This is a genomic window from Acetobacter cerevisiae (assembly GCF_001580535.1).
GTDB lineage: Bacteria > Pseudomonadota > Alphaproteobacteria > Acetobacterales > Acetobacteraceae > Acetobacter > Acetobacter cerevisiae.
Genome location: NZ_LHZA01000148.1, coordinates 1 through 24592, shown reverse-complemented (window position 1 = coordinate 24592; position 24592 = coordinate 1). Strand labels below are relative to the sequence as shown.

Sequence of the window (24592 nt, the reverse complement as noted above, 5' to 3'; positions counted from 1 at the left end):
TATGGAGGCGGCACTATGCTTAATTTATGACGGAAACGTCAAGTTATTATTCAGAACCTGATTGAGCGTCATACGGAACCGTTTAAGTCTGGATTGGCGCTGGTTTCACGCGGAAACTTAGCTTTTTCCGTGGTGCAATAATCTAGATCAATAAATCCATAAAAATTCTTCATTTTTCATAAATTTGCAAAGTTGACAGAGTGTTCGTGTTTTATATGGTGGCACCCTGAATGACGTGTCGGGCGTGCCTGCTGCAGTTTTGCTCAGTGCCTTAAATTTCGTGCCGCACGCGACGGGGGAATGACAGTGCCTATGAAGCTCCACGATATGACGCAGATTATGCAGGACACAGCGCGGCGCGGTGTAGGAAGCCGACGGTGGCAACAGCCGGTTTACGAACATTTTCTGCCGCCCTGTAATCAGGCCTGCCCGGCAGGTGAGGATATTCAGGGCTGGCTTTCCCACGCGCAGGCCGGAGAGTATGAGCAGGCCTGGCGTGCGCTGGTGGCGAACAACCCCATGCCTGCCGTGCATGGGCGCGCCTGTTACCATCCGTGTGAGAGCGGGTGTAACCGCGGGTCTCTGGATGAGTCAGTCTCCATCCATGCGGTGGAGCGGTTTCTGGGGGATGAAGCACTCAAAAATGGCTGGACGTTTGAGTCTGCGCCTTCAACCGGCAAGAAGGTTCTGATTGTCGGGGCTGGTCCCGCTGGTTTGTCCTGCGCCTATCATCTGGCGCGGCAGGGGCATGCGGTAGAGGTGCGGGATGCGGCAGCGGAACCGGGCGGGATGATGATGCACGGTATTCCGGCGTATCGCCTGCCGCGCACAGAGCTCCAGCAGGAAATTGCCCGGATTGCCGCCATGCCGGGCGTGACGCTGACATGCGGCGTGAAAGTGGAGGATCTGGCTAACGCGAAGGCTGAGGGCGGGTTTGATGCCGTTTTTGTGGCTGTGGGCGCGCAACTGGCCAATCACCTGAACGTGCCAACCGGCGACGGTAAGCGTCTGGTTGACGCCGTCAGTCTGCTGGATGATGTCAGCGAGCAGAAAAAGCCGCAGCTTGGCCGTGTGGTGGCCGTTGTGGGCGGTGGCAACGTGGCCATGGATGCCGCGCGCACGGCTGAACGCCTTGGCGCGAAAGATGTTGTGATCGTCTTCCGTTACGATAAAGACCATATGGAAGCTCTGCCCGGTGAGGCTGCGGAAGCCTTTGCCGAGGGTGTAAAAATTCGCTGGCTGAATGTCGTGGATCACTTCGGCGCGGACGGCATTACCGTTGAAAACGTGACCATGAATGCGGATGGCAGCGTCACGCCTACCGGCGAGATCACCACGCTGGCTGCGGACTCTGTCGTGATGGCCGTGGGGCAGCATAGTGATCTGTCCCTGCTGGCGACGATGCCCAAAATCACCGTGCAGAAAAATGACACGGTTGCGGTGGACGCCACCACGCTGATGACCGGTGAGGCCGGGATTTTTGCAGGCGGTGACTGCATTGGCGGTGCACGGACCATGACAACGGCGACAGGGCACGGCAAACGCGCCGCCCTCGCCATTCATGCCTATCTGAACGGCGAGACCTACGTGCACCCGGCCAGTCATCCGGTGGTGAGCTTCGACATGCTGCATCTGCCGGACTACCGGAATGCGCCGCGCCGCACGCAGCAGGAACGCCCGCTGACGGACCGCAACACGTTTGAAGAAGTCACTGCCGGGCTGAGTGAGCGGGAGGCCCGCTATGAGGCTGGCCGCTGCCTGTCCTGCGGGAACTGCTTTGAATGCGACAACTGTTTTGCCGCCTGCCCGGAGCAGGCCATTACCCGGCTGGGGCGCGGGAAGGGGTATGAGGTCTCTCTCGATCTCTGCACGGGCTGTGCGCTGTGTGCCGCCCAGTGCCCCTGCCACGCCATAGAAATGCAGCCTGAACCACAGGATGAAAACGCGACCACCGGCAGCCTTGGCGAACCCATTGCGCCGGTCGATTTCAAAGTGCGCGCGTGAGAAGGGAAAGCGTCATGACCGATCAAAGTGTGACCATGGATGGCAACACCGCAGTTGCCCATATTGCGTATCGGGTAAACGAAGTCTGTGCCATTTATCCCATCACGCCGTCCTCCACCATGGCGGAACTGGCTGATGCCTGGTCGGATCAGGGGATCCGCAACATCTGGGGGACGATCCCGGTGGTGCAGGAAATGCAGGCCGAAGGTGGGGCAGCCGGGTGTGTGCATGGTTCCCTGCAAAGTGGTGCGCTGACCACCACTTTTACGTCCTCACAGGGTCTTATGCTGATGATCCCCAACATGTTCAAGATTGCGGGGGAACTGACCTCCGTAGTCTTTCATGTCGCGGCGCGTGCGCTGGCGGCCGGGGCGTCTTCCATCTTTGGGGACCATCAGGATATCATGGCTGTGCGTGCCACGGGTTTTGCCATTCTGGGCGCAGGCACCGTGCAGGAAGGGCATGATCTGGCGTTGATTGCGCAGGCTTCTACGCTGGCGGCGCGTGTTCCGTTCATTCACTTCACGGACGGGTTTCGCACATCGCACGAATATAACGGGCTGCATCTGCTTCCGGATGAGACCATTCGCGCCATGATTGATGACAAGCTGGTGCTGGCCCACCGTAAACGCGGGCTGAGCCCGGAAAATCCGTTTATCCGGGGCACATGGCAAAACCCGGACACGTATTTCCAGAGCCGTGAGTCCGTAAACCCGTTCTATGAGCGCGTGCCGGATATCGTGCAGTCTACGATGGATCACTTTGCCGCGCTCACAGGCCGCCAGTATCAGCTGTTCCGCTACGAGGGCGCACCGGATGCCGAGCGCGTTGTGGTGTGTATGGGCTCGGGCGCGGAAGTGGTGCGGGAGACCGCCAAATGGTTGTGCCAGCAGGGGCAGAAGGTTGGTGTCCTGCAGGTCCGGCTGTTCCGCCCGTTCTCGGCGAAGCATTTTCTGGATGCCTTGCCGAAAAGCGTCAAATCCATTGCGGTGCTGGACCGCACGAAGGAGCCGGGTGCGCCGATGGAACCGCTGCATGCGGACGTGGTGGGCGTGCTGGCCGAAGGTGTGGGGGAAGGGGCCTTCCCGCATATGCCGCGCGTGATTGGCGGGCGTTACGGTCTGTCTTCCAAAGACTTCAACCCTGCCATGGCGCGGGCGGTGTTTGATGAACTGACCAGGCCGTCACCTAAAAACCACTTTACCGTCGGTATTCTGGATGATGTGGGGTACACCAGCCTTACCTATGATGAAAACTTTGACATTGAGCCGGAAGGCACGGTGCGTTGCCTGTTCTATGGTCTGGGGGCCGATGGCACCGTGGGGGCCAACAAGAACAGCGTTAAAATTCTGAGTGAAAAACCCGGCTGGTTTGCGCAGGCTTACTTTGATTATGACTCTCATAAATCTGGTGGTCAGACGGCCTCGCACGTCCGGTTTGGCAAAAGCCCGATCAATGCGCCGTATCTGATCCGTCATGCCGATTTTATTGCCTGCCACAAGTTTGATTTCCTGTTCCGGCGGGATGTGCTGGGCGCAGCGAATGATGGCATCTCCTTCCTGCTGAACAGCCCCTATTCCGCAGAGGAGGTCTGGGACCATCTCCCCAGAAAAGTGCAGGATCAGATTGTTTCCAAAAAGCTGCGGTTTTTCGTCATCAACGCGTCTGATGTTGCGCTGAATCTGGGTCTTGGCCCGCGTGTGAATACCATTCTGCAAACCTGCTTTTTCCATCTCTCCAATGTGCTGCCTGCGGAAGAGGCTATTGCGGAAATCAAAAAGGCCATTCAGAAATCTTACGGGGCGAAGGGGGATGCTGTTGTTCAGCTGAACTTCCGCGCTGTGGATGCGGCCCTTGCGGCCCTGCATGAAGTCAAGGTGCCGGCACAGGCCAATGGCACCGTGCCGATGCCGCCCGTTGTGCCGGAGACTGCGCCGCTGTTTGTCAAACAGGTGACGGGTGAGATCATGGCCGGGCGGGGAGATCTGATCCCGGTCAGCCATATGCCGGTTGATGGCACATTCCCCGGTGGCACCACGCAGTATGAAAAACGGAATATTGCGGTGGAAGTGCCGGTGTGGGACCCGGATGCCTGTCTGCAATGTGGCCAGTGCAGCATTGTCTGCCCGCATAGTGTCATCCGCGCGAAAATGTATGATGTGGAGGATCTGGAAGGGGCTCCGGCGTCTTTCAAAACGGCTGAGATCAATGCACGGGGGTATCCGGACTCTCGCTTTACCCTCCAGTTTTATGTGGAAGATTGCACCGGTTGCGGTGTGTGCGTGGAAAACTGCCCGGCTATTGTGCCGGAAACAGAAAAACGCGCCATTAATATGGAAGAGAAACTGCCTATTCTGGAACAGGAACGCCAGAATATCGCGTTTTTTGAAAAACTGCCGGATATGGATCGGGCCAGTATTAATGAAGCCAACGTCCGAGGCGTGCAGTTCCTTGAGCCGTTGTTTGAGTTCAGCGGGGCCTGCGCGGGGTGTGGTGAGGCACCGTATCTGAAGCTGGTTTCTCAGCTGTTTGGTGACAGGCTTCAGATTGCGAATGCCACGGGCTGTTCCGCCATTTTTGCGGGTAATACGCCAGCCCATGCCTGGAAAGCCAATGCTGAAGGGCGCGGGGTAGCATGGTCCAACTCGCTGTTTGAAGACAATGCCGAATTCGGGCTGGGTTTCCGTATTGCCGCGGATGAACAGACGGCTCTGGCGCGCCAGTTGGTACAGAAACAGTCCGCTCTTGTAGGCGAAGATTTGGCCAAAGCCCTGCTGGACGCTTCCATGCATACGGAAGCGGATTTTGCAGAGCAGCGGAAACGGGTTGCGGCTCTTAAGCAGAAGCTGGAGGGCGTGGATGCCCCCGATGCCATCATGCTGCTTTCCGTGGCGGACTTCCTCATCCGCCGGTCTGTCTGGATTATTGGTGGTGACGGCTGGGCTTATGACATTGACTCTGGTGGTCTGGACCATGTGCTGGCACAGGGCCGGAATGTGAATGTGCTGGTTCTGGATACGGAAGTGTATTCCAACACGGGTGGTCAGTCCTCCAAGGCTACGCCGCTGGGGGCTTCCGCCAAATTTGCGGCGGCTGGTAAACGGTCTCCGCGGAAGGATCTGGCCATGCAGGCTATTTCCTACGGGAATGTCTATGTGGCGCAGATTGCGATGGGCTCAAACCCGGAGCAGGCCGTCATCGCCATGCGGGAAGCCGAGGCGTATGAGGGGCCGTCCATTATCCTCGCCTATTCCCAGTGTATTGCACACGGCATTGATATGCGGACAGGCATGAAGCAGGCCGCCCGGGCTGTTGCCTCTGGCTACTGGCCGCTGTTCCGGTTTGACCCGACCATGCGCAAAAGCGGGCTGAACCCGTTCCGGCTGGATTCAACCCGGCCCCGTATCCCGCTGGAAGACTATGCCTATCAGGAACTGCGCTACAAAACGCTTACTCGCACGCATCCGGAAGCAGCCGCGCATATGCTGCATCAGGCGCAGGCGGCGTTGAATGAGCGCTATCGTCTGTATGAGGATCTGGCCGCCCGTGATGGCAGCCGCTTCCTGCCGCATTGGGAAGATGTGAACTGAAAACCGCAGGGTCTCAAAGAACCGGGGAGTTAAAGAGCATGAACCTTGAAACACAGTATCTGGGCCTTTCCCTGCGGCACCCCATTGTGGCGTCCGCATCACCTCTGACAGCTGATCTGGATCACATTCTGCGTGTAGCGGATGCAGGGGCGGCGGCCATTGTCATGGCCTCCATTTTTGAGGAGGAGATTGCCGCGCAGGAGGTGCATGACGCCGCCTTGTTTGAGATGGGCGAGGATAGTCATCCGGACGTTAATGGCGGGTATTTTCCCGCTGTGCCGCAGGCCACTGTGTTGGATGGACGGCTGTCCGTCCTGCGGCGTGCGGCGGAACGGGCCGGGGTGCCGGTTATTGCCAGCCTGAATGGCTGCACGCAGGCAGGCTGGGTGCATTTTGCCCGCAAGCTGGAGCAGGCAGGCGCTGCAGCCATTGAGCTGAACTTCTGGCATATCGCGGCTGACCCGGAAGAGACAGGAACTGAGGTGGAAGAGCGGTTTATTGCCATCCTCAAGGCTGTAAAGGCCGAAGTCAGTATTCCTGTCAGCATCAAGTTACCGCCGTTTTTCAGTGCGCCAGGCAATATGGCGAAACGGCTGGTGGAAGCCGGGGCTGCCGGGCTGGTGCTGTTCAACCGGTTTTATGAGCCGGGGCTGGATCTGCATCCCGTAGCACCGGAAGCCGATGCGCAACTCAGCACGTCCTACGAACTACGGCTGCCGCTGATCTGGACCGGCCTGCTGTCCCGCAGGCTTCAGGCCAGCTTTGCGGTCTCCGGTGGCGTCAATTCCGGTGAGGACGTGGTGCGCTGCCTGCTGGCCGGCGCGGATGTGGCGATGGTGACCTCAGCCCTGCTGCGGCATGGCTCGGTTTTCCTCTCCACCATGCTGGCAGAGATGCAGGCGTGGATGGAAGCGCGCTCTGTGGAGAGTGTAGCGGCCTTTAAAGGGCAGCTGGCGGCCCATGGCTCCACGCAGGCGGCCGAGACGTTCCTGCGGGACCAGTATCGGCGTATTTTGTCTTCCACTCTGGCTTTCGGGCAGTAACGTAGTATGTCTCAACAGGAAAATCAGACCATGGCGTCCTCTTCTGCTGCTTCCGTAACCCCAGCGCAGCAGTATGTGCAGGATAGTGCTGATATGCCCGCAGCCTCCGGCCCTAAAAGCCATCAGGCTTTTGAAAATCTGATTGAGCGGGCCAGACAGCTCCCCGGCAAGGTGAATATCGGTATTGTCTGGCCGTGTGAGCAGCATGCGCTGGAAGGCGCGATGGATGCGGCGCAGCAGAATATTCTGGAACCCGTTCTGATCGGCCTGCGCGCTCTGATTGCAGACGTGGCGCAGAGCTGCGGAATTGATCTGGGGGGCGCAACCATTGTGGATGTCGCCACCCCGCAGGAGGCTGCGGCGCAGGCTGTAGCGCTGGTCAAATCCGGGCAGGTGCATGCCCTGATGAAAGGCAGCCTGCACACAGATGTGTTGATGCATGCCGTCGTCTCACCAGAGAGTGGGTTGCGCACGGCCCGGCGGGTGAGCCATGTCTTTCTGCTCGCAGTGCCTGCTTATGATGACCTTATTTTTGTGACGGATGCCGCTATCAATATCTTCCCCGACCTTACCATCAAGCGCGATATTGTGCAGAACGCGATTGATCTGCATCGGGGCCTTGGGCTTGGGGAGCCGCGGGTGGCGCTGCTGTCTGCTGTGGAAACCGTGAACCCCAAAATTCCGGGCACGGTGGATGCCGCGGCCCTGTGTAAAATGGCGGAGCGTGGGCAGATTGAAGGCGGTGTTCTGGATGGCCCGCTGGCCATGGATAATGCCGTGAGCGCAGAGGCCGCCAAAATCAAAGGCATTGTCTCGCCCGTAGCGGGGCGAGCGCAAATTCTTGTGACACCCGATCTGGAAGCAGGCAACATGCTGGCCAAGAACATGATCTTTCTGGCCGGAGCGGATTCAGCCGGAGTGGTGCTGGGGGCCAGTGTGCCGGTGTTGCTGACCAGCCGGGCGGATAGTGTGCAGGCGCGGCTGGCGTCCATTGCTGTGGGCGCACTGTATGCGCGGCACCTGCATCCGGAAAGCGCTCCTGCGGCGTGAGGCGGGTTCAGGACAGAAGAAGAGCCATAGAGAAGGACGGATCAATGCAGGATGTCATTATTGTTTTTAACAGTGGCTCTTCCAGTCTGAAATTTACCGTTTACGACAAGGCGGACAGTCAGCAAGCGACAGTTCTGCTCAACGGGGAAATTGAGCAAAACCCCACAGGCGCGCGCTTCCATGCCAAAAACCATGATGGCGCCGTTCTGGTGCAGGAAGACTGGCCCGAAACCGGGCTGGCGATTTTTGACCATCTGTTCCACTGGCTTGAGCAGTTTGCGCAGAAGGGCCGGGTGGTTGCTGCCGGGCATCGGATTGTGCATGGCGGGGCCGATTTTCTGGAACCAGTGAAAATCACGCCGGAAATTCTGAACAAGCTGGACCAGCTCACCCCGTTTGACCCGCTGCATCAGCAGGCCACGCTGGCCCCGGCTAAAGCCATTGCGCAACGGCGGCCAGACCTTTTGCAGGTGGCCTGTTTTGATACGACCTTCCACAGCACCATTCCCAAAGTGGCGCGGCTTCTGCCGTTGCCGCGCCGGTATGAGGAACGGGGCGTGGTGCGCTATGGCTTCCACGGCATTTCCTACAGCTATATTGCCCAGCGCCTTGCGCAGATTGACCCTGAGCTTGCAACGGGGCGGACCATTATTGCCCATCTGGGGAGCGGGGCCAGCCTGTGCGCCTTGAAGGATGGTAAAAGCCTTGAAACCACAATGGGCTTTTCTGCGCTGGATGGCCTGATGATGGGCACGCGCTGCGGCGCGATTGATCCGGGCGTACTGCTTTACATGGTGCAGGAAGAAAAGGCCGACTGGCGGACGCTGGTGCAGACGCTGTACCATGAGTCCGGTCTACTGGGTGTATCCGGTATTTCACCCGATATGCGGGTGCTGCGTGAGATGCTGGCGAAGGACGCAAGCTCTGCCCAAAGCGTGCAGATTGCCGAAGCGCTAAGCCTGTTTGTGTATCGTATCCGTCAGGAAATCGGTTCGCTGACGGCGGTGATGGGTGGTCTGGACGGACTGGTCTTTACCGCGGGCATCGGCGAGCATGATGCAGTACTGCGGCACGAGGTCTGTCAGGCGTTCAGCTGGGCCGGTGTGACGCTGGATGAGGCCGCCAACCAGCGTCATGATGCCATTATCAGCACGCCGGGCAGTCGGGTGCGGGTGCGCGTGGAGCCGACTGACGAGGAGCGCGAGATCTATATGAGCGTTCTTAAATTTCTCTAAGCGGCGGGGAGGCTTGCTCCCCTTAGAGCGTTTAGAAAGACGTGCTGACGGTGCCGAAAAATTCGCGCACAGCCCCACGTTCCATGGACTGATAATCCCCCACGGCGGGGTTATCGTTCTGGCCCATCATGGAAATGTATTTGTTGTTAAACAGGTTATAGACATTGAAGCTGGCCGTGACGTTTTTCAGAACGCTCATGTCCCCAAAGCGGTATTCAAGACCCGCATTGGCCACCCAGTAGCCCGGCACGGATGTGTCGTTCATAAAGCTGTAGTAACGGCGGCCAAAATAGTTGGCGTCAAAATGCGCGGTCGCACCTTTCCATGTGTAGGCCAGGGACGTTTTATACATCCACGCCGGATAGTTGACGATGTTCTTGCCTGAAAGAGCGTAATACCCGCCGACGGTGTCCACGTTCCTATCATACGTGCCCTTGTTGTAGCTCAGGGTATTCGTAAAGCTCAGACCTCGGATGGGTGTAAGGGTAATCGCCCCGTTCGCACCCGTCATGGAAATGTGGCCGAAGTCGATCACCTGAGAGACCGGGTTGGTCAGAGAACCAACAGCCGCCGCCAGCAGCGGGTGGATCAGGCTGGCGTGATAGATGGTCGCATTCGCCTGCAGGTAGCGGGAGGTATAGCGATAACCTCCCAGATAAACCCAGGCTTTGGACGGCTCTGCCGCCCTTTTCTGCGCCTGAAAGGTGGCCTGGTCCTGCACGGAGTAAAGGGAGTTCCCAACGCCAAAGGCCGAGACTTCATAAGCCCGCATGTTCTCGGCGACGTCCACGTAGAACTCGTGGTGGTCGTTGAGGTGCCAGTCCAGATTGATGTGGGGCAGGAAGGCCTGAGAAGCCGTCAGGGAACCGTTGGGCAGCGTATCAGCACCCGTCCAGTCGGCATTGTTGTAGTTCGCACCGCCAGCCGTCGTCGCCACCATGGATTTAAACCCGGCATGCAGCGTAAGGCCCGGTGTCAGTTGCACACTGTCCTGCAAATGGAACTGCATGACATTGGTGGTCCACTGGAAGTTGTAGCCCTGCATAAAGGCGCGGCCATACACGTTATACGGTCCGACCGCCTTAAGGGGCGCGCCCTGCCCAAGCAGAGGCTCCTGATAATTGAACAGGCCCGCCTGCTGGTTGTTGTTTTCGTACCAGACGCCACCTTCAATGGTGTGGCGGCCCCATTTATAGCGCAGGCTGGTATCAATCCCGTAGCGTTCCTGCCGGTTCTGCCAGACTTCTTCCGAGAACGGCGCGCCGTTGGGGGAGGGATCTTCTGAATCCGTGTAGCTGTAATAGCCTGTCTGGCTGTGGCCGTAGAGGGTGGTGTTCCACGTCAGGCGGTCTGTCAGGGCGAGGTCAAAATGCAGGCCACCCATAAAGTTTGTTTCAGACTGACCGCCGTCGTACATGGCAATGTCAGAGCCATCAATACCCGGCACATTATTGTATCCCGGCGGCACAGGGCGGGTGCCATTGGCAATCCCGTACGCCTGCGCATAGTTGGGGTAGAGATGCGGCGTGCGCCAGCCGAGGTTTTTCAGGATGCCGATGGACGTATCCGGGTAGTTCCACTGCGCCAGAGTGGACCAGTTGAAGAAGGCTGACATGCGGCTGCGGTGGCCAATGGGCTGCACCAGCTTGGCATCGACCTGCTGCATGAACTGGTCTCCTTTACCCATCCACATGCCTTCATCCGTGCGGGCGTAGGAAGTGTAAAAGCGGGTACCGGTGTCATTCAGCTTGCCGGAATCCAGCCGCACGTAGGTGCGGTAGGAATTATAGCTGCCGAAAGACTGGCTGACCTTGCCGCCGCGCTTTTCGGACGGATCGGACGAGCCGATCTGAATGGTGCCGCCCAGCGTATTGGTGGAGGGCAGCTCAACCGATCCGGCCCCCTGCGACATGCGCATGGACTGGATATCATCCGGGATAATGGAGGAGGCGAGGCTCATGCCGCTGATGGACTGATAGGTCTGGTCGTTCAGGGGCACGCCATCCACCGTCACGCCAAGCTGGTTCATGAAGAACCCGCGCACGTAGAGGTTGGCGCCGAAGCTGTCGATGCCGAACGGGTCTGTGGAGGAGAAGCTCACACCCGGCATCCGGTCCAGCATCTTGTATGGGCTGGTGCCCGGCACGAACTGGCGCATGACGGCCTTTGTGACGGTCTGTTCTGCATCACGCCCGGTCAGCTGACGGCCTGTGACGGACACACTTTCCGTGCCGTGCGATTCCAGATCTGCCGGTTTGCTGTGGTGGCTGGCGGACGCTTTGGTTGCGGCCTTCGGAGCGGACTGTGCTGCTGCGGCCTTGTGCGCGGAAACCGGCTGCGCATGGCGGGCTGCATGCTTGTGCTGCGGGGTGGTTTCAGCAGCCAGAGCGGGGCGTTCTATGGCAAACAGTGCAATAGAGGACAAAAGCAGATGTTTGGTGCGCACTTGCGGTCAGCACTCCGGAGGGTGATGCGGGTCAAAGAGAAGCGGTCTCTTAGCCGTTGAACCTCCAGATATGCAAAGGCTTCACAGAGGGGTGTGATGTTTTTGTGACATTTTTAGGCAGTTTTTGCTCATATCTGTTGCATAAAGAACGCGGTTTAGGAGGATGAGGCCTCCTAAGGCTTTGTGAGAACACCGGAAAAGCAAAAACCCCTTCCGCGGCGCAAAACCGGGGAAGGGGTTTTTTTTCAGGGGATTAGGACGTGGCTTCAGGTAAGGGAGCTGCGTTCTTCCGGCTGGCCGCTTTTTTTGAGCAGAAGAAGGGCAAACAGATACACCAGCAGGCCACCGATGGAGAGCAGTGCTCCGCCAATGCCAAGCGAGCCATACCCGAACTGGTGCGCCAGCAGCACACTGCCCAGAGAGGCCCCCAATGCGTTGGCAATGTTGAAGGCTGAATGGTTGAGGGAGGCAGCAAGCGTCTGAGCATCGCCCGCAAAATCCATCAGCCGTGTCTGAAGTGCCGGGCCAAGTCCGTTCACAAAGGTGGGGATCAGGAAGACAATCAGCATCAGGGCGAGATTGCTGTGCAGCACAGTGGAAAATGCGAACATGATGACCGCGCTGCCCGCAAGGGCGATGATGGCGGCCAGATTGATGTTGCGGTCCACCAGCCAGGCTCCGGCGTTTGCGCCGACGAGCATGCCGGCACCCCAGATCACCATATAGATCATGGTCTGCCATTCCGGCACGTGGGTCACGTTTTGCAGAACACTGGTGAGGTAGGTGTAGACCCCAAACATCCCGCCAAATCCCACAGCAGCAGTCAGCAGGGTGAGCAGAACCTGCATGTTGCCCAGCGCCGTGATTTCCTTAAGCGGGGAGTTCTTGCGGTTGGGTTTATCGGCCGGAATATAGCGCAGGACGCCCAGAAAGGTCAGAACGCCAAACAGGCCGATAATCAGATAGGCAATGCGCCAGCCAAAATGGTCTGCCGCAAAGGTGGAAAACGGCGCGCCGATCAGGGTGGAAATGGCGATGCCGGACAGCACGCGCCCGACCGCCCAGCCGCGGCGGGTGCGTTCCACCATGGAAGCCGCCACAAGGGCGGAAATTCCGAAGAGCGCGCCATGCGGCAGGCCTGTCAGAAAACGAGCGACCTCAACCAGCCCCGGTGTGGGCATGACAATGCTTAGAAAATTGCCAAGGCAGAACATGATCAGCAGAACAAGCAGAAGCTCACGCCGGGACAGCCGTGCCCCCAGAATGGTGATCAGCGGTGCGCCAATGACCACCCCGAGCGCGTAAGCGGTAATGGCATAACCGGCATCGGCCAGAGACAGATTGAGCGACTGTGCAAATTCCGGGAGCATGCCCATGATGGCAAACTCCCCGGTGCCGACAACAAACGTGCCGAAGGTGAGAGTGAGGAGGGCGGCGGTTCTGCCATGAGGTGGCGGAACCACGGTAAGACCGCTCTCAGGCGGCACGGTTTCTGATGTCATGCAGGGTCTCGGCTTAAAAAAGTCGGCTCAGGCGGTCAGAACGCGAGAGGCGACGGTGGCAATGGCAATATCATCCGCAGTGCTGGCGCCGGACACGCCAATGGCTCCCACAACCCTGCCTTCGGCATCTTTCAGCACAAGGCCGCCGCCAAAGCTGATGAGGCCACCATTGGTATTTTCCAGCGTGTAGGCATGGGCGTTGGGGTGGGCAATTTCTGCAAAGTCGGCGCTGTCCATCTGGAACAGCACAGCGGTGCGAGCTTTTTTGTTGGCGATATCAATGGCGCCCAGAATGGTGCCTTCCATACGCATAAAGGCGACGGGCCAGGCTGCGGCATCCACAATGGAAATGCAGACAGAAACATTCATGCGGTCTGCTTCGGCCAGAGCAGCAGTGATCATGGCGGTCGCGGTAGAAGACTTCATGGCAGAGAAAATCGCTTTCCTGAGAAAAAGGCGCAGAGTAGCTGCGCTGCTCAATAAGGGAATGAGGGACGCAAGGGAAAGACTATTTGTTCAGCAGCTCTGGATATCCGTGCGTTCGACATGCTTCATCATCATCCAGGCCAGACGGCTGAGCCGGTGTGGCGGGAGCTTGCTGGCAGGGCCGGTCAGGCAGACACTGGCGCGCACTTCACCATTGTCCCGCCAGGGAATGGCAACGCCGTTTATGCCCGCATGGTAGCCTTGCAGATCCAGCGCAAAGCCCTTGATGCGCACGGTTTCAATCTGGGCGAGGATGTCACTGTTCAGAGCATTGGCGCGGGTTGTCAGCACCCGTTTGCCAAGGCCGGGCACAAAGGCCAGAAAAACCAGCCCCACGGCGGAGCCTTCCAGCTTTTCCCGGCTTGGAATGCTGCGCATCAGGTCCGGGTCTGGCAGGTTGACGATATCCAGATAGGCGGCCTCATCCCCGCTGGGAACGGCCAGCCAGACGGTCGCACCACTCTCTTCTGCAATGGCATTGAGGGCAGGGCGCAGGCGGGCACGGAGAGCATTATCATCCCCCGTAATCCGGGCCAGATTGAGGATGCGCCCACCCAGATGATAGCGCATATCCCCGGTGCGACGCTGCACATAGCCCAGATGGTCGAGTGTCTGGAGAATATTGTGGACGGTCGTTTTTCCAATACCGGAGATGCCGGCAATTTGTTGCAGGCGTGCGCTCCCACCCTCCTGAGCGATGATTTCCAGAATGGCGGCGGAACGTTCAATTGACTGAATAAGTTTCGGGGTTTTGCCCATGGGACAGGTCTCCTGATGATCAGGATTTATCGTGACGAACCCGTCTTTGGGAACTGGAGTAAGTTCATCATGGGTGAACTTTTGCAGATTTTGCGGGCAATGTCCCTGTCCTGAAAGAACGACCTCCGGAGCAGGCGGTTTGAGTGCCTGAGTGCAGAGAGACTGCACGGCAGACATAAGGAGATCTTCATGCAGCGTTTTTCAGGCAAGACCGTCATTGTGACAGGGGCTGCTTCCGGCTTTGGGGAAGCGACTGCGCGGAGCTTTCATGCTGAAGGGGCTAATGTGGTTCTGCTGGACGCGGACGAAGACAATTTGAACAAGGTTGCTGGGCAGTTTTCTAAAGAGCGGACTTTGGCTGTTGCGTGCGATATTGCAGACTCAGCCGCCGTCAACCGGGCCATACAAGACGCCGCAGAGCATTTCGGTCAGATTGATGTGCTGGTGAACAACGCAGGGATTGCGCGCCCCGGGCAACCGGAAGACATCAGTGATGAGACATGGGCGAGCGTGATCAATATTGATCTGAGCGGCACCTTTTATTGTGCACGCGCTGCTATCCCGCATCTGAAAAAGACCAAAGGCAACATTATCAATGTCGCCTCTATTTCCGGCATGGGTGGGGACTGGAATTTCCCGGCATATAACGCAGCCAAGGGCGGGGTTGTGAACCTCACACGCTCTCTGGCGCTGGACCTTGGTAAGCACGGTATTCGCGTCAATTCCGTCAATCCGGGCCTCAGCCGTACAGCAATGGGCAAGGGGCTGGTGGAAGATGAGGCAAAAGCGAAGAAGTTCATAGAGCGTACTGCCCTTGGTCGCCTTGGTGAGCCGGAAGATATTGCCAGTGTGATTGTCTTTCTGGCGAGCGACGCGGCTGGGTATGTCACGGGGGCGACTATTCCGGTGGATGGGGGAACGTCTGCCTCTAACGGCCAGCCGCCGATGGAATAAACCGCAGGGTGGGGCTGGAGCTTGAGGCGCAATGACAGGAAAAAGGGGAGGGGCACTCTGCTCCCTCCGCCCTTCGTTTTAGGAAAATTTGCGAACCATCCAGCTGAAAACATCTGCGTGCCAAAGGGTTTGCGCTCCAAGCTGGCAATGTTCCGCCCCGCCTGACGGGACATCATAGACAACGGTTTCAACCGATTTGGCCCGGATGCAGGCTTTGCTGAAATCTTCCGCCTGCGTGGTCGGGATGAAGTGATCACGCTCACCCACCAGAGTCAGCACATCTGCCGTGATGTTCCCCGCGACACCAGCCAGAGAGTAGGTGGAAAGGGTTTTAACGGCCTCTTCCATGGAGGAGACGCCCAGCGTCCAAAGGGCGTTGTCGATGGCCCATTTGATGTCCGGGTTGTTCAGAGCTTCAGGGTTTCCTGCATGGGTGGCGTAGCGTTGTGCAATGCTGCCGGCATCAAAGAAGACATCATACGCCACAACGCCGCTAATACGCTTATCGAAGGCCGCAACACGCGGGGCAAAATAGCCACCGAGGCTCATGCCGATCAGCACGGTTTTTTCTGGTTTGAAGTAAGTTGTTTCAAAATAATCCAGAACGGCCCCGGTGGGTTTTTCCCATTCCGGTGTGAATTTCAAACCATACTGGCGCAGCACGCCGCCCTGACCGGGGCCTTCGTATGTCAGCACTGCATAACCGCGATCATACGCCGCTTTAGCGATGACGAAATACAGTTCTTCCAGTGTGGAATCATAACCGCCACACAGCACGATCAGCGGCTTTTTCTGCCAGCCTTCCGGGCCGGGGTAGAAAATGCAGCGGAGCTTCCCGCTTTCATACGGCACGGTAAAGCGCTGGTGCGCAATGCGGGCGCGTTCCAGCCCTTTATCAAAGGCGGCAATCTGCCGGTCCCATGCGAGAGTGCGGCGCGGGTCCTGCGGGGCCAGCAGGAATTCTGCCGTGCGCCAGTAATTATGCGCCCGCAGCCAGGACTGGCCGCAGCTTAGCGGGTCCGCGCAGGAGGGAATGCGGTCTTCCGTGCGCGTGGCAAGGGCGGAATAGGCCTCATACCAGCCATTGCTGTCTCCATCGGTAACCTGACTGATGGCCATCAGCACTTCATTCAGGTCAGCACCCCCGGCGGCAATGTCATTCAGGGCGCGGAGGGTCTGGAAATGGAAGGTCTGATTTTTGAAGAAATGGGACGTACCCGTATCGGTGAGAAGCTGTGCAGGCTGATCCATCGTAAAACACTTTTCCTGTGTGGCGTGTGTCAGGAAAGGTAGGGGGCTTGGAGGGGCTGGCTTGACAAAATACGCCAGTTTTTTGACATTTTACGCCAGACTGAAAGGACGGCCTGATCTATGGTGACACCGCTTGATGCCGTTCTGGGAGCTGCTGTGCAGGCCGGATGTCTGACAAGCACAGAGCAGGACCGGATGCTGGAGCAGGTTGAGGTGTCCCGGCACCAGCACAAATTCTCCATCTGGCAGACCATGGTTACGGTCTGGGGCGCTTTGCTGGCCCGGAACAATGCGGATCATGGTCTGGGTATTGCGCTGGCTTTGCGCGCACGGCCGCAGGATTTTGGTCTGATGGGGGCGTTGGTCTGCCAGTGTGAGAGCCTGCTGGATGGATATGGCATGCTGGGGCGGTATAGCCTGCTGCTGCATCCGGATATTGCCATTCAGGTCATCAAACATCCGCGTACTGTGGAAATCCGCTACACGCTGGCGCGGCCTGACCCGAGAGTGCCCAAGGCTATTCTTGCAGCAGGTCAGCTGTGGGCGTTAACCAATCTGGCGCGTCTTCCCAAAGAAGCGCTGGGGGTAGAGGTTACGCCCCTTTGTGTGGAGTTCGCCTGTACCATGCCGTGCCCCGGCCTGTGGCAGGCGGCGGAAGCTGTGCTGGGGTGCCCGGTGCGGTTCGGGCAGAAGCATTTTCGTATTCTGTTTGATCGCACGGAAATGGAGCGTCAGCGTGAGCTGAGCCCTCGTCCTGGCCGCGATTATCTGGAAGAACTGGCCCGGCGCATGGAAGCAGAAGTGCCTGTGTTCTCCAGCATGGCCGTGCAGGTTGCGCGCGTGGTGCGGGAGCGCCTCGGCACACCGTCCATGACCATGCCGCATATTGCCTCGGCTCTGGGGGTTTCCGTGCGGACTTTGCAGCGACGTCTGGCGGCAGAGGGAGAGAGTTTCCGTAGTCTTGTGGATGGTGTGCGTCGGACAGAAGCAGCGCGACTATTACAGGCCGGGCAACATACCAAAGGGCAGATTTCCTATCGGCTGGGTTATGCCGAGCAATCCGTGTTGGCCCGCACACTAAAGCGCTGGGCCGCGTCCTGATGGCGGTTTTCCATATGGCTGAGCATACGGGCCAGCAGCAGGGCGATGCTCACCAGCCCGAGGCCGCATAGGCCCAGAGTGCCAAACAGCGTTTCATAATGGTGGTTTTGCAGGGGGGCAGCATTGGCGGCAGGGGTGGCAAAACTTGCAATTTCACTACCCAGATACATGCCAGCACCCACAGTGAGGTAATAGGCTCCCACCATCAGGCCGTTCAGGCGGGCGGGGGCATAACGGGCAATAACCGCGAGCCCCAGACCACCAATCAGCAGTTCAGCCGTTGCAAGGGCAAAATAGCCCCCCAGCATAGGCCATGTGCTGGTCAGGCCGGAGCCAGCAAGGCGCGTGCCGCTCCACCAGATGAAAAACGCCAGGGCTACAAAGCCAAAGCCCACGGCGAATTTTGTGGGCAGGGAAAGGTCCCGGTTCCGGCTGGCGAGGGCATGGTAGAGCTTGGCCAGAAGAGGGCTGAGAAGAATGATGAAAATCGGGTCCAGCGCCTGAAACTGGGCTGCTGAGAGGGCAAATAGGGGGTGCCCCAGAATACGGAACGTGCCGTCTACATTGGTCAGGGCAAACAGGGTAAGAGAGGTCTGCATCTGCTGGTAGAAGCAATAGAACGCAATACTTTGCAGCAGCATGATCCCCATGGTGACCAGATTAAGCCGTTCCCGTGCGGCGGCTTTGCGGTACAGCGCGCCCCACAGAATAGCCACTAGTGCGAGGCACCCAAACACGGCCAGCCGGGCGAAGGACGCGCTGGATAACACGCCCATGACGGCAAGTGTGCAGAGGAAAATGGCGGTGGCCCCCCCAATAGCCGGGCGCGGCAGGAGCGGGGCTTCGTCTGGCGCCGAACCGGTGTACCGCAGGGCATGGGTACGTGCGAGCAGGACACCCAGCGCGCAGGCTGGTCCTGCCACGCAAAGACCAAAAGCCGTGAAGGAGCCGGCATAATCCCGCACCAACGGAATGCAGAGCATGGAGAGGGCAGACCCCACATTGGCGGCCATATAGTAAAGCGTGAAAGCGGAATCCCGCTCCTGCGGATGCTCTTCATAAAGGCAGCGGATCAGCTGAGCTGCATTAGGTTTGAAGAGCCCGTTGCCTGTTGCGGCCAGTGCCAGAGCAGGCTCAAAAAGCGTGCGATACACCGTGGAGAGCGCAAGAAGTCCGTAACCTGCGCTCAGCAGGATGGCACCCAGCACAACGGTGCGGCGTGCGCCATAAACCCGGTCCCCCAGCCAGCCACCCAGAAGAGGCGTGGCGTAAATCATGGCGGCAAAGGCCCCCACCAGCAGGTCCGCCCCCATATCGGCCATGCCAAGCTGCTGCACCATGAACAGCAGCAGAATGGCCTCCATGCCGTAAAACCCGGCGCGTTCTGCGGCTTCTGTAACCAGCAGGGTGAAAAAAGCGGAGCGCCGGTCGGCAAGGGGCGGTGTGTCAGGCTGCACAGAAATGGTCCTTCACAATCACATGCCTGTTTGTGGCCGAGGATGGAGGAGGCATGTGGAAGAATGGGGCTGGTGTGCTATTTATTATTTCGTATACGATTATACAGACCAGATCGGTTCGGACAAGAAATTAGTCTGGAAAAATGACTGAAATTTTCGGAAACAGGCTTTTTGCCTCTTTTCACGGTGGCCGCATAAAATCTATCCTTCAAATATAAAATAGTATACGATATATGCGTAGATCTTCCCTGTCATGAGAGGCTTCAGCACTGTGAGACGGCGTTTTTTTGGGAAAACTGACGGCACGGTGAAGAGTGCTGCGCGGTTTTCCTGCGTTTCGGCACTGACAGCGTTAGGCGCGGTTTTGTTGCCGCCGGAGGCTTTTGCGCAGGACGGTGTGTCCGGGCCGGAGGTGCCGTCTATGGGGCGCTGCACTGCGGATGGAGGTATAAAGCTTTGTGCCGCAGGGTCGTTTATCCTGCGGTTTCAGGGCGTGGATGGCACGTTGCGGTCTCTCGCTGCCAGTTCGGATAAAGAGGCTGACTATCTGCCCTGGCGTCTGGAAGGACGACGGCAGGAGAATGGTTTTGCGCATCTTGGGGATATTGATTTCCGGCTGAAAACCGAAGGCGCTTCTCGCTGGAAAGACTTTTCCTCATGGCATGCAAAGCGGCCTGTGCAGGAACTGCCAGCTGGAGGAGATGTGCTGCGGCACGATGAGATCACGCCTTCTCTGGGGGCTGGGTTTCCCTTGCGTGTGCGCCGTGTATGGAAGCTTGCGGGGCAGGATCTGGTTTTAGAGTTTTCCGTAGCCAATCCCGGCAGGCAGTCCGTGCAGGTCGGTGGTATGGGATTCCCGCTGGTTTTTGGGAACGATTTTACCGATGAAACACTGGATGACGCCCATAAGCGCGAGGTGTTTGTAGACCCGGCCATTGCGCGGGATGGCGGCTATATTCAGATCACCCGCATGAGTGGGGCTGGCCCGGTGCTGCTGGGTATGCCGGAAGGGCGCACGCCGCTGGAGGTTTATCGTCCTTTGGTAGAGCCGTCTGCCGGTGGCGCGGGTAAGGCCGATGTGCTGGCAGAGGCCACGCCCCGGAGCCAGACGTTTGAAGGGTTTTATGACTGGATGCCTGCCAGCGCTGCTTTTGTGGGGCAGGAATGGCAAAAAGCGGGCAGCCAATGGAATGCGCCGACGCAATTTACTTTAAAGCCCGGTGAAACGCGCATTTTTGGCTTGCGGTTTGCGTTTGCGCCGAACGTGCGCGGCATTGAGCAGACACTCGCTGCCCATGCGCGCCCGGTTGCTGTCAGCCTGCCGGGCTATGTGGTGCCGGAGGATTTGCCGGCAACGCTGTATCTCCAGTCAGCGCAGGCTGTGCGGTCGTTTTCCGTAGAGCCAAAAGGGGCGCTCAGTGTTAGCCCGGAGGGGGCGCGCGGTGTCTGGCAGCGGTACCGTGTGGACGGAAAAACATGGGGACGAGCGCGGCTTTCCGTCACGTATGCGGATGGCAGCGTGCAGACGTTGAGCTATTTCGTCACAAAGCCAGCTCAGACGGCTGTGGCGGATATGGGCCGTTTTCTGTTTTCTGAGCAGTGGTATCAGAACCCGTCCGATCCGTTTCATCGTAGCCCGTCGATCATGACGTATGATCGCGAGGCCGGACACATCATCACGCAGGATCCGCGTGTCTGGATTGCTGGCCTGAGCGACGAGGGCGGCGCGGGCAGCTATGTGGCGGCGGCCATGAAGGAGCTGGATAATCCAGACCCGCAGGAAGTCGCAAAACTGGAGCAGTTTGCGAATGAAACTGTCGTCGGGCAGCTTCAGGTCGCTTCCGGCCCAACGGAAGGGGGCGTGCGGAAAAGCCTGTTTTATTATGATCCGGCCCAGTTCCCGGCTTATTATAATGCGGCACAAAACTGGAAGACATGGGCCTCATGGTCTCGCCAGAAAGCGGCGGATATCGGCCGGGCGTACAACTATCCGCATGTCGCTATTGTGCATTGGGTTTTGTATCGGCTGGCGCGGAACCATAAGGGCGTAGTGCAGCAGCATGATGCGGACTGGTATCTGCATCATGCCGCCGTCACCATGACCGCCATGATGCGACAGGCTCCCTATTACACGCAGTATGGCCTGATGGAAGGCGATGTATTTGTTGAAATCCTGAAGGATCTGAAACGGGAAAACCTGACAGCAGAAGCTCAGACGATCGAAAGCCTGATGAAAAAGCGTGAGGCCGTCTGGAAAGGCCAGCGTTACCCGTATGGCAGTGAAATGGCGTGGGATTCTACCGGTCAGCCTGAAGTCTATGCCTGGCTCCGCTATTTTGGCGATACGGCACAGGCGGAAGAAACGCGGGATGCCATTCTGGCGTATGACCCTGCGTTGCCAAGCTGGGGCTATAACGGGAATGCCCGGCGCTACTGGGATTTTCTCTATGCCGGTAAAATTGCCAGAATAGAACGGCAAATCCACCATTATGGCTCTGCGTTAAATGCGGTTCCGCTTTTCTCGGCGTTTCAGGCCCAGCCCACAGATTTTTATATGCTGCGCGTGGCATATGGAGGGCTGATGGGCGCTTTAACCAATATTGACCAGCAAGGTTTTGGGTCTGCTGCCTTCCATTCTGCACCCGATGTTATGCGGTTTGATGCGTATTCCGGGGACTATGGGATGGGTTTTTATGGTCATGCGCTGGCCACGCAGGTGGATGTTGTCAAACATCCTGACTTTGGCTGGCAGGCTTTTGGCGGTCTGCTGCATGAAGAGGGCGATGGCAGCGTAACCATTACGCCAAAAGATAGTGCCAGAAGCCGGATTTTTGTGGCGGATGCAGGCGTGTTCCTTACGCTGGAAAGCGGGAAGTTTGAGAGTGTCCACTATAACCCGGCCTCTCAGGACATAGATGTCACGCTGGCTCCGGCAGACAAATGGACTCCAGTTGCGCGACTGCATGCCGAGTATCCTGCTGGTGCACCAGCGCATAGCTATGACGTAATAAGCCCAGCGGCCCCAAAGGTGCGGGATGCGTGGGAAGTGTCTTTGCAGGCCACCACAACGCCTTTGCATCTGCGGGTGATAGCCCCCTGATCGGTATCGGGCTTGAAGACTATTATTCAGAAAACAGGAAGCGTTTTTAAAACGGCGTAAGGGAAAAGACGATGGAGATCAGACTAAACAGGCGCTTCCTGCTGGCAAGTGTTGCTCTGGGTGGCGCTGCGTCCGTTTTGCCGGGGGCACGGCAGGCGCTTGCAGCACGCGGGCCGGGAGGTGTTGCGGCAGGGGAGGGTGTGACGCCCGTGCCGCTTCAGGATGTTCGCTTGTTGCCGTCTCACTGGCTGGATGCGGTTGAAAGTAATCGGGCTTATCTGCTCAGTCTGAGCGCAGACCGCCTGCTTCACAACTTCCGCACGCAGGCTGGCCTGTCCCCCAAAGGGGAGGTGTATGGCGGGTGGGAGAATGACACGATTGCGGGGCATACGCTGGGTCATTACCTCTCCGCTCTTGCCCTGATGTATGCGCAAACAGGAGATGCCGAATGCCGCAGCAGAGTGGCCTATATTGTGCAGGAACTCGCGACTGTTCAGGATAAGTGGGGCGATGGGTATGTGGCAGGCTTCACCCGTAAGGAAAAAAACGGCACGGTTACCGATGGGAAAAGAATTTTCGCCGAAATGGAAAAAGGCGATATCCGGTCAGGTGGGTTTGACCTGAACGGTGCCTGGTCTCCCCTCTATAATATCCACAAAACCTTTGCGGGTTTGTTTGATGCGCAAACCTATTGTCAGGACCCCAACGCGCTGATTGTTGCAGTCAGACTGGGCGTTTTTTTTGAAGCCTTTTACAGCAAGCTGACAGACGCACAGCTGCAAAAAGTTCTGACCTGTGAATATGGCGGCCTGAACGAGAGCTTTGCGGAGCTGGCGGCCCGCACGGGCGATGCAAAGTGGCTGCGTCTGGCAAAGCGTACGTATGACCGACCTGTGCTGGACCCCTTGATGGCCCGGCATGATGATCTGGCCAACCGGCACGCCAATACGCAAATCCCTAAACTGATTGGGCTGGGGCGGATTGCAGAGGTGAGCCGGGATGCATACTGGCAGGTTGGTCCGCGCTTTTTCTGGCAGGCGGTCACGCAGCACCACAGCTATGTGATTGGCGGGAATGCGGACCGGGAATATTTCTCGGAACCGGATACCATTTCTCAGCATATTACAGAGCAGACCTGCGAGCATTGTAATACCTACAACATGCTCAAACTGACACGGCAGCTCTATACATGGCAGCCGGACAGCGCGCTTTTTGACTATTATGAGCGTGCCCATCTGAACCATGTTCTGGCTGCGCATGACCCCCAAACCGGCATGTTCACCTACATGACACCAACTATCACCGCCGGCGTGCGGGAATGGTCTACCCCGACGGACAGCTTCTGGTGCTGTGTCGGCACGGGGATGGAGAGTCATGCCAAACATGGAGAGTCCATCTGGTGGCAGGGGGCCGAGACACTTTTTGTGAATCTCTACATTCCCTCCCGCATGCAGTGGGCGCGTAAAAATGTGTCCTGGCGGATGGAGACCCGTTATCCGTATGACGGGCAGGTCACTCTGAAGGTTGAGGACGTAAAAGCGCCTGAGACGTTCGCACTGGCGCTCCGGGTGCCGGGCTGGGTCAAAGGGGATCTGAGCCTCACCGTGAATGGCCAGAGCGTCTCCGCGACCCCTTCTGGCGGTTATCTGGTGCTCAATCGAAGCTGGCATGCCGGGGATACGGTCGCCCTGACGCTCCCTCTGGCACTGCGCACAGAAGCTCCGGTCGAGGCTCCTCATCTTGTCTCCATCCTGCACGGCCCGATGGTGCTGGCGGCTGACCTTGCGAGCGCCGAAGCCCCTTATGATGCCATGGACCCGGCCCTTGTGACCTCCGATGTGGTGCGGGATCTGGCTCCCGTTGCGGGGCAGGAGGCTGTTTATCGCACTACGCAGGCAGGCAGGCCGGCACAGCTTGAGTTCAAGCCGTTTTATGCCCAATACAAACGCCGGAGTGCGCTGTATCTGCGGTGTTTTTCAGAAAGCGAATGGCATCAGGAAGAAGGTGTGTATCGTGAGGAACAGCGCCGCCAGAAAGATATTGCTGCTCGCACGATTGATGTCATCCATCTTGGGGAGATGCAGCAGGAGCATGACCACGGCCTGCGGGCGGATGGCTCCTGGCCGCTGGTGTATCGTGGTCGGAACGGGCGGGATCTGCGGTCCGGCGGGTTTATGGAATTTACCCTGAAGGCCAAACCGGGGCCGCTTGTTTTGCAAACGACCTTGTGGAGCAAGGATGTTCCCCGCACACGGGGGACGCGCATTCTGGTCAACGGCAAGCCTCTTTCCGGCCTGAGCTGGCCTGCGGATATGCCTGCGCGGTTTGTGGACGTGGAGGCCGCTATTCCCGAAGGCTGGACACAGGGGAAAGAGACGCTGACCGTGCGGATCCTGCCCGGTGGGTCGCGCTCCAATGGTCCGTTTTTTGGGGTGCGTCTGCTGGCTGCGGGGCAGAAAAGCTCTCAGTAGTCGCGCCGTGATTTTCTGCCATCTTGTGCCTATCGGTTGTTTCGGGCGGGGGAATGGCCTAGCTATATAAACAAGATCTGAGCGATAGAAGTGAAGTTTACATAGTATGATCACCCCCCAGACGCGGAAATCTCACAGAAGGG

General features: G+C 58.1%; 15 protein-coding genes. 9 read left to right on the top strand and 6 right to left on the bottom strand.

The annotated features are described in order from the left end of the window. Window positions 1–300: 300 nt before the first annotated feature. From AD928_RS08930 to AD928_RS08910, 5 genes are read left to right on the top strand one after another with little or no spacing between them, the layout of a single operon-like run. The gene (locus AD928_RS08930; RefSeq protein ID WP_062249907.1) at window positions 301–2004 is read left to right on the top strand and encodes an NAD(P)-binding protein; all 1704 of its coding nucleotides are present in this window, start codon (window positions 301–303) and stop codon (window positions 2002–2004) included. 14 nt (window positions 2005–2018) lie between these two features. Next, a complete protein-coding gene (gene nifJ, locus AD928_RS08925) occupies window positions 2019–5594 on the top strand; it encodes a pyruvate:ferredoxin (flavodoxin) oxidoreductase (RefSeq protein WP_062249906.1) in 3576 nt (1191 codons plus the stop codon). Window positions 5595–5632: 38 nt separating this feature from the next. Beyond that, window positions 5633–6637, top strand: a complete 1005-nt coding sequence (locus tag AD928_RS08920; RefSeq protein WP_062249904.1) for a dihydroorotate dehydrogenase-like protein — start codon at window positions 5633–5635, stop codon at window positions 6635–6637. A 6-nt stretch (window positions 6638–6643) separates the two neighbouring features. Next, the gene (locus AD928_RS08915) at window positions 6644–7687 is read left to right on the top strand and encodes a bifunctional enoyl-CoA hydratase/phosphate acetyltransferase (RefSeq protein WP_082779830.1); all 1044 of its coding nucleotides are present in this window, start codon (window positions 6644–6646) and stop codon (window positions 7685–7687) included. 44 nt (window positions 7688–7731) lie between these two features. Then, window positions 7732–8922, top strand: a complete 1191-nt coding sequence (locus AD928_RS08910) for an acetate/propionate family kinase (protein ID WP_062249902.1) — start codon at window positions 7732–7734, stop codon at window positions 8920–8922. Between the two features lie 31 nt (window positions 8923–8953). Here the strand turns inward: AD928_RS08910 and AD928_RS08905 are convergent, their stop codons facing one another. The 4 genes from AD928_RS08905 to AD928_RS08890 all read right to left on the bottom strand — a co-directional run bounded on the left by AD928_RS08905 (window position 8954) and on the right by AD928_RS08890 (window position 14115). Then, window positions 8954–11368 (bottom strand): TonB-dependent receptor, encoded by a 2415-nt coding sequence (locus tag AD928_RS08905; RefSeq protein WP_062249900.1) that lies wholly within the window; start codon window positions 11366–11368, stop codon window positions 8954–8956. Between the two features lie 266 nt (window positions 11369–11634). Continuing rightward, window positions 11635–12870, bottom strand: coding sequence for an MFS transporter (locus AD928_RS08900; protein ID WP_062249898.1), 1236 nt, complete (start codon window positions 12868–12870; stop codon window positions 11635–11637). Between the two features lie 27 nt (window positions 12871–12897). After that, window positions 12898–13296 carry a GlcG/HbpS family heme-binding protein gene (locus tag AD928_RS08895; RefSeq protein ID WP_062249897.1) on the bottom strand — a complete coding sequence of 133 codons (399 nt, stop codon included), beginning with the start codon at window positions 13294–13296 and terminating at the stop codon, window positions 12898–12900. A gap of 90 nt (window positions 13297–13386) precedes the next feature. Then, complete coding sequence (locus tag AD928_RS08890) at window positions 13387–14115, bottom strand: IclR family transcriptional regulator (protein WP_062249895.1); 729 nt, start codon at window positions 14113–14115, stop codon at window positions 13387–13389. 189 nt (window positions 14116–14304) lie between these two features. On the opposite strand from AD928_RS08890, the gene AD928_RS08885 reads away from it, so the two are divergent. Beyond that, window positions 14305–15069 carry a meso-2,3-butanediol dehydrogenase gene (locus tag AD928_RS08885; RefSeq protein ID WP_062249893.1) on the top strand — a complete coding sequence of 255 codons (765 nt, stop codon included), beginning with the start codon at window positions 14305–14307 and terminating at the stop codon, window positions 15067–15069. A 78-nt stretch (window positions 15070–15147) separates the two neighbouring features. Here AD928_RS08885 and AD928_RS08880 read toward each other — a convergent pair whose 3' ends face one another. Continuing rightward, complete coding sequence (locus AD928_RS08880; protein WP_062249892.1) at window positions 15148–16320, bottom strand: alpha/beta hydrolase family protein; 1173 nt, start codon at window positions 16318–16320, stop codon at window positions 15148–15150. 120 nt (window positions 16321–16440) lie between these two features. Here AD928_RS08880 and AD928_RS08875 point away from each other — a divergent pair, with 120 nt between their 5' ends. Then, window positions 16441–17421 carry an AraC family transcriptional regulator gene (locus AD928_RS08875; protein WP_062249890.1) on the top strand — a complete coding sequence of 327 codons (981 nt, stop codon included), beginning with the start codon at window positions 16441–16443 and terminating at the stop codon, window positions 17419–17421. On the opposite strand, the gene AD928_RS08870 is transcribed toward AD928_RS08875, so the two are convergent. Then, the gene (locus AD928_RS08870) at window positions 17367–18878 is read right to left on the bottom strand and encodes a peptide MFS transporter (protein ID WP_062249888.1); all 1512 of its coding nucleotides are present in this window, start codon (window positions 18876–18878) and stop codon (window positions 17367–17369) included. The genes AD928_RS08875 and AD928_RS08870 overlap by 55 nt on opposite strands. 271 nt (window positions 18879–19149) lie before the next feature. On the opposite strand from AD928_RS08870, the gene AD928_RS08865 reads away from it, so the two are divergent. Together AD928_RS08865 and AD928_RS08860 are read left to right on the top strand one after the other, a co-directional pair. After that, window positions 19150–21978, top strand: a complete 2829-nt coding sequence (locus AD928_RS08865) for a DUF5695 domain-containing protein (RefSeq protein WP_233420020.1) — start codon at window positions 19150–19152, stop codon at window positions 21976–21978. A gap of 71 nt (window positions 21979–22049) precedes the next feature. After that, window positions 22050–24449, top strand: a complete 2400-nt coding sequence (locus tag AD928_RS08860; RefSeq protein ID WP_062249886.1) for a glycoside hydrolase family 127 protein — start codon at window positions 22050–22052, stop codon at window positions 24447–24449. The last annotated feature ends 143 nt before the right edge of the window (window positions 24450–24592 follow it).

Excerpts from the sequence above, each read along its gene's own strand:
- AD928_RS08930 (WP_062249907.1), top strand. The coding sequence starts at position 301 with ATGACAGTGCCTATGAAGCTCCACGATATGACGCAGATTATGCAGGAC.
- nifJ (WP_062249906.1), top strand. The coding sequence starts at position 2,019 with ATGACCGATCAAAGTGTGACCATGGATGGCAACACCGCAGTTGCCCAT.
- AD928_RS08920 (WP_062249904.1), top strand. The coding sequence starts at position 5,633 with ATGAACCTTGAAACACAGTATCTGGGCCTTTCCCTGCGGCACCCCATT.
- AD928_RS08915 (WP_082779830.1), top strand. The coding sequence starts at position 6,644 with ATGTCTCAACAGGAAAATCAGACCATGGCGTCCTCTTCTGCTGCTTCC.
- AD928_RS08910 (WP_062249902.1), top strand. The coding sequence starts at position 7,732 with ATGCAGGATGTCATTATTGTTTTTAACAGTGGCTCTTCCAGTCTGAAA.
- AD928_RS08900 (WP_062249898.1), bottom strand. The coding sequence starts at position 12,870 with ATGACATCAGAAACCGTGCCGCCTGAGAGCGGTCTTACCGTGGTTCCG.
- AD928_RS08895 (WP_062249897.1), bottom strand. The coding sequence starts at position 13,296 with ATGAAGTCTTCTACCGCGACCGCCATGATCACTGCTGCTCTGGCCGAA.
- AD928_RS08890 (WP_062249895.1), bottom strand. The coding sequence starts at position 14,115 with ATGGGCAAAACCCCGAAACTTATTCAGTCAATTGAACGTTCCGCCGCC.
- AD928_RS08885 (WP_062249893.1), top strand. The coding sequence starts at position 14,305 with ATGCAGCGTTTTTCAGGCAAGACCGTCATTGTGACAGGGGCTGCTTCC.
- AD928_RS08880 (WP_062249892.1), bottom strand. The coding sequence starts at position 16,320 with ATGGATCAGCCTGCACAGCTTCTCACCGATACGGGTACGTCCCATTTC.
- AD928_RS08875 (WP_062249890.1), top strand. The coding sequence starts at position 16,441 with ATGGTGACACCGCTTGATGCCGTTCTGGGAGCTGCTGTGCAGGCCGGA.
- AD928_RS08860 (WP_062249886.1), top strand. The coding sequence starts at position 22,050 with ATGGAGATCAGACTAAACAGGCGCTTCCTGCTGGCAAGTGTTGCTCTG.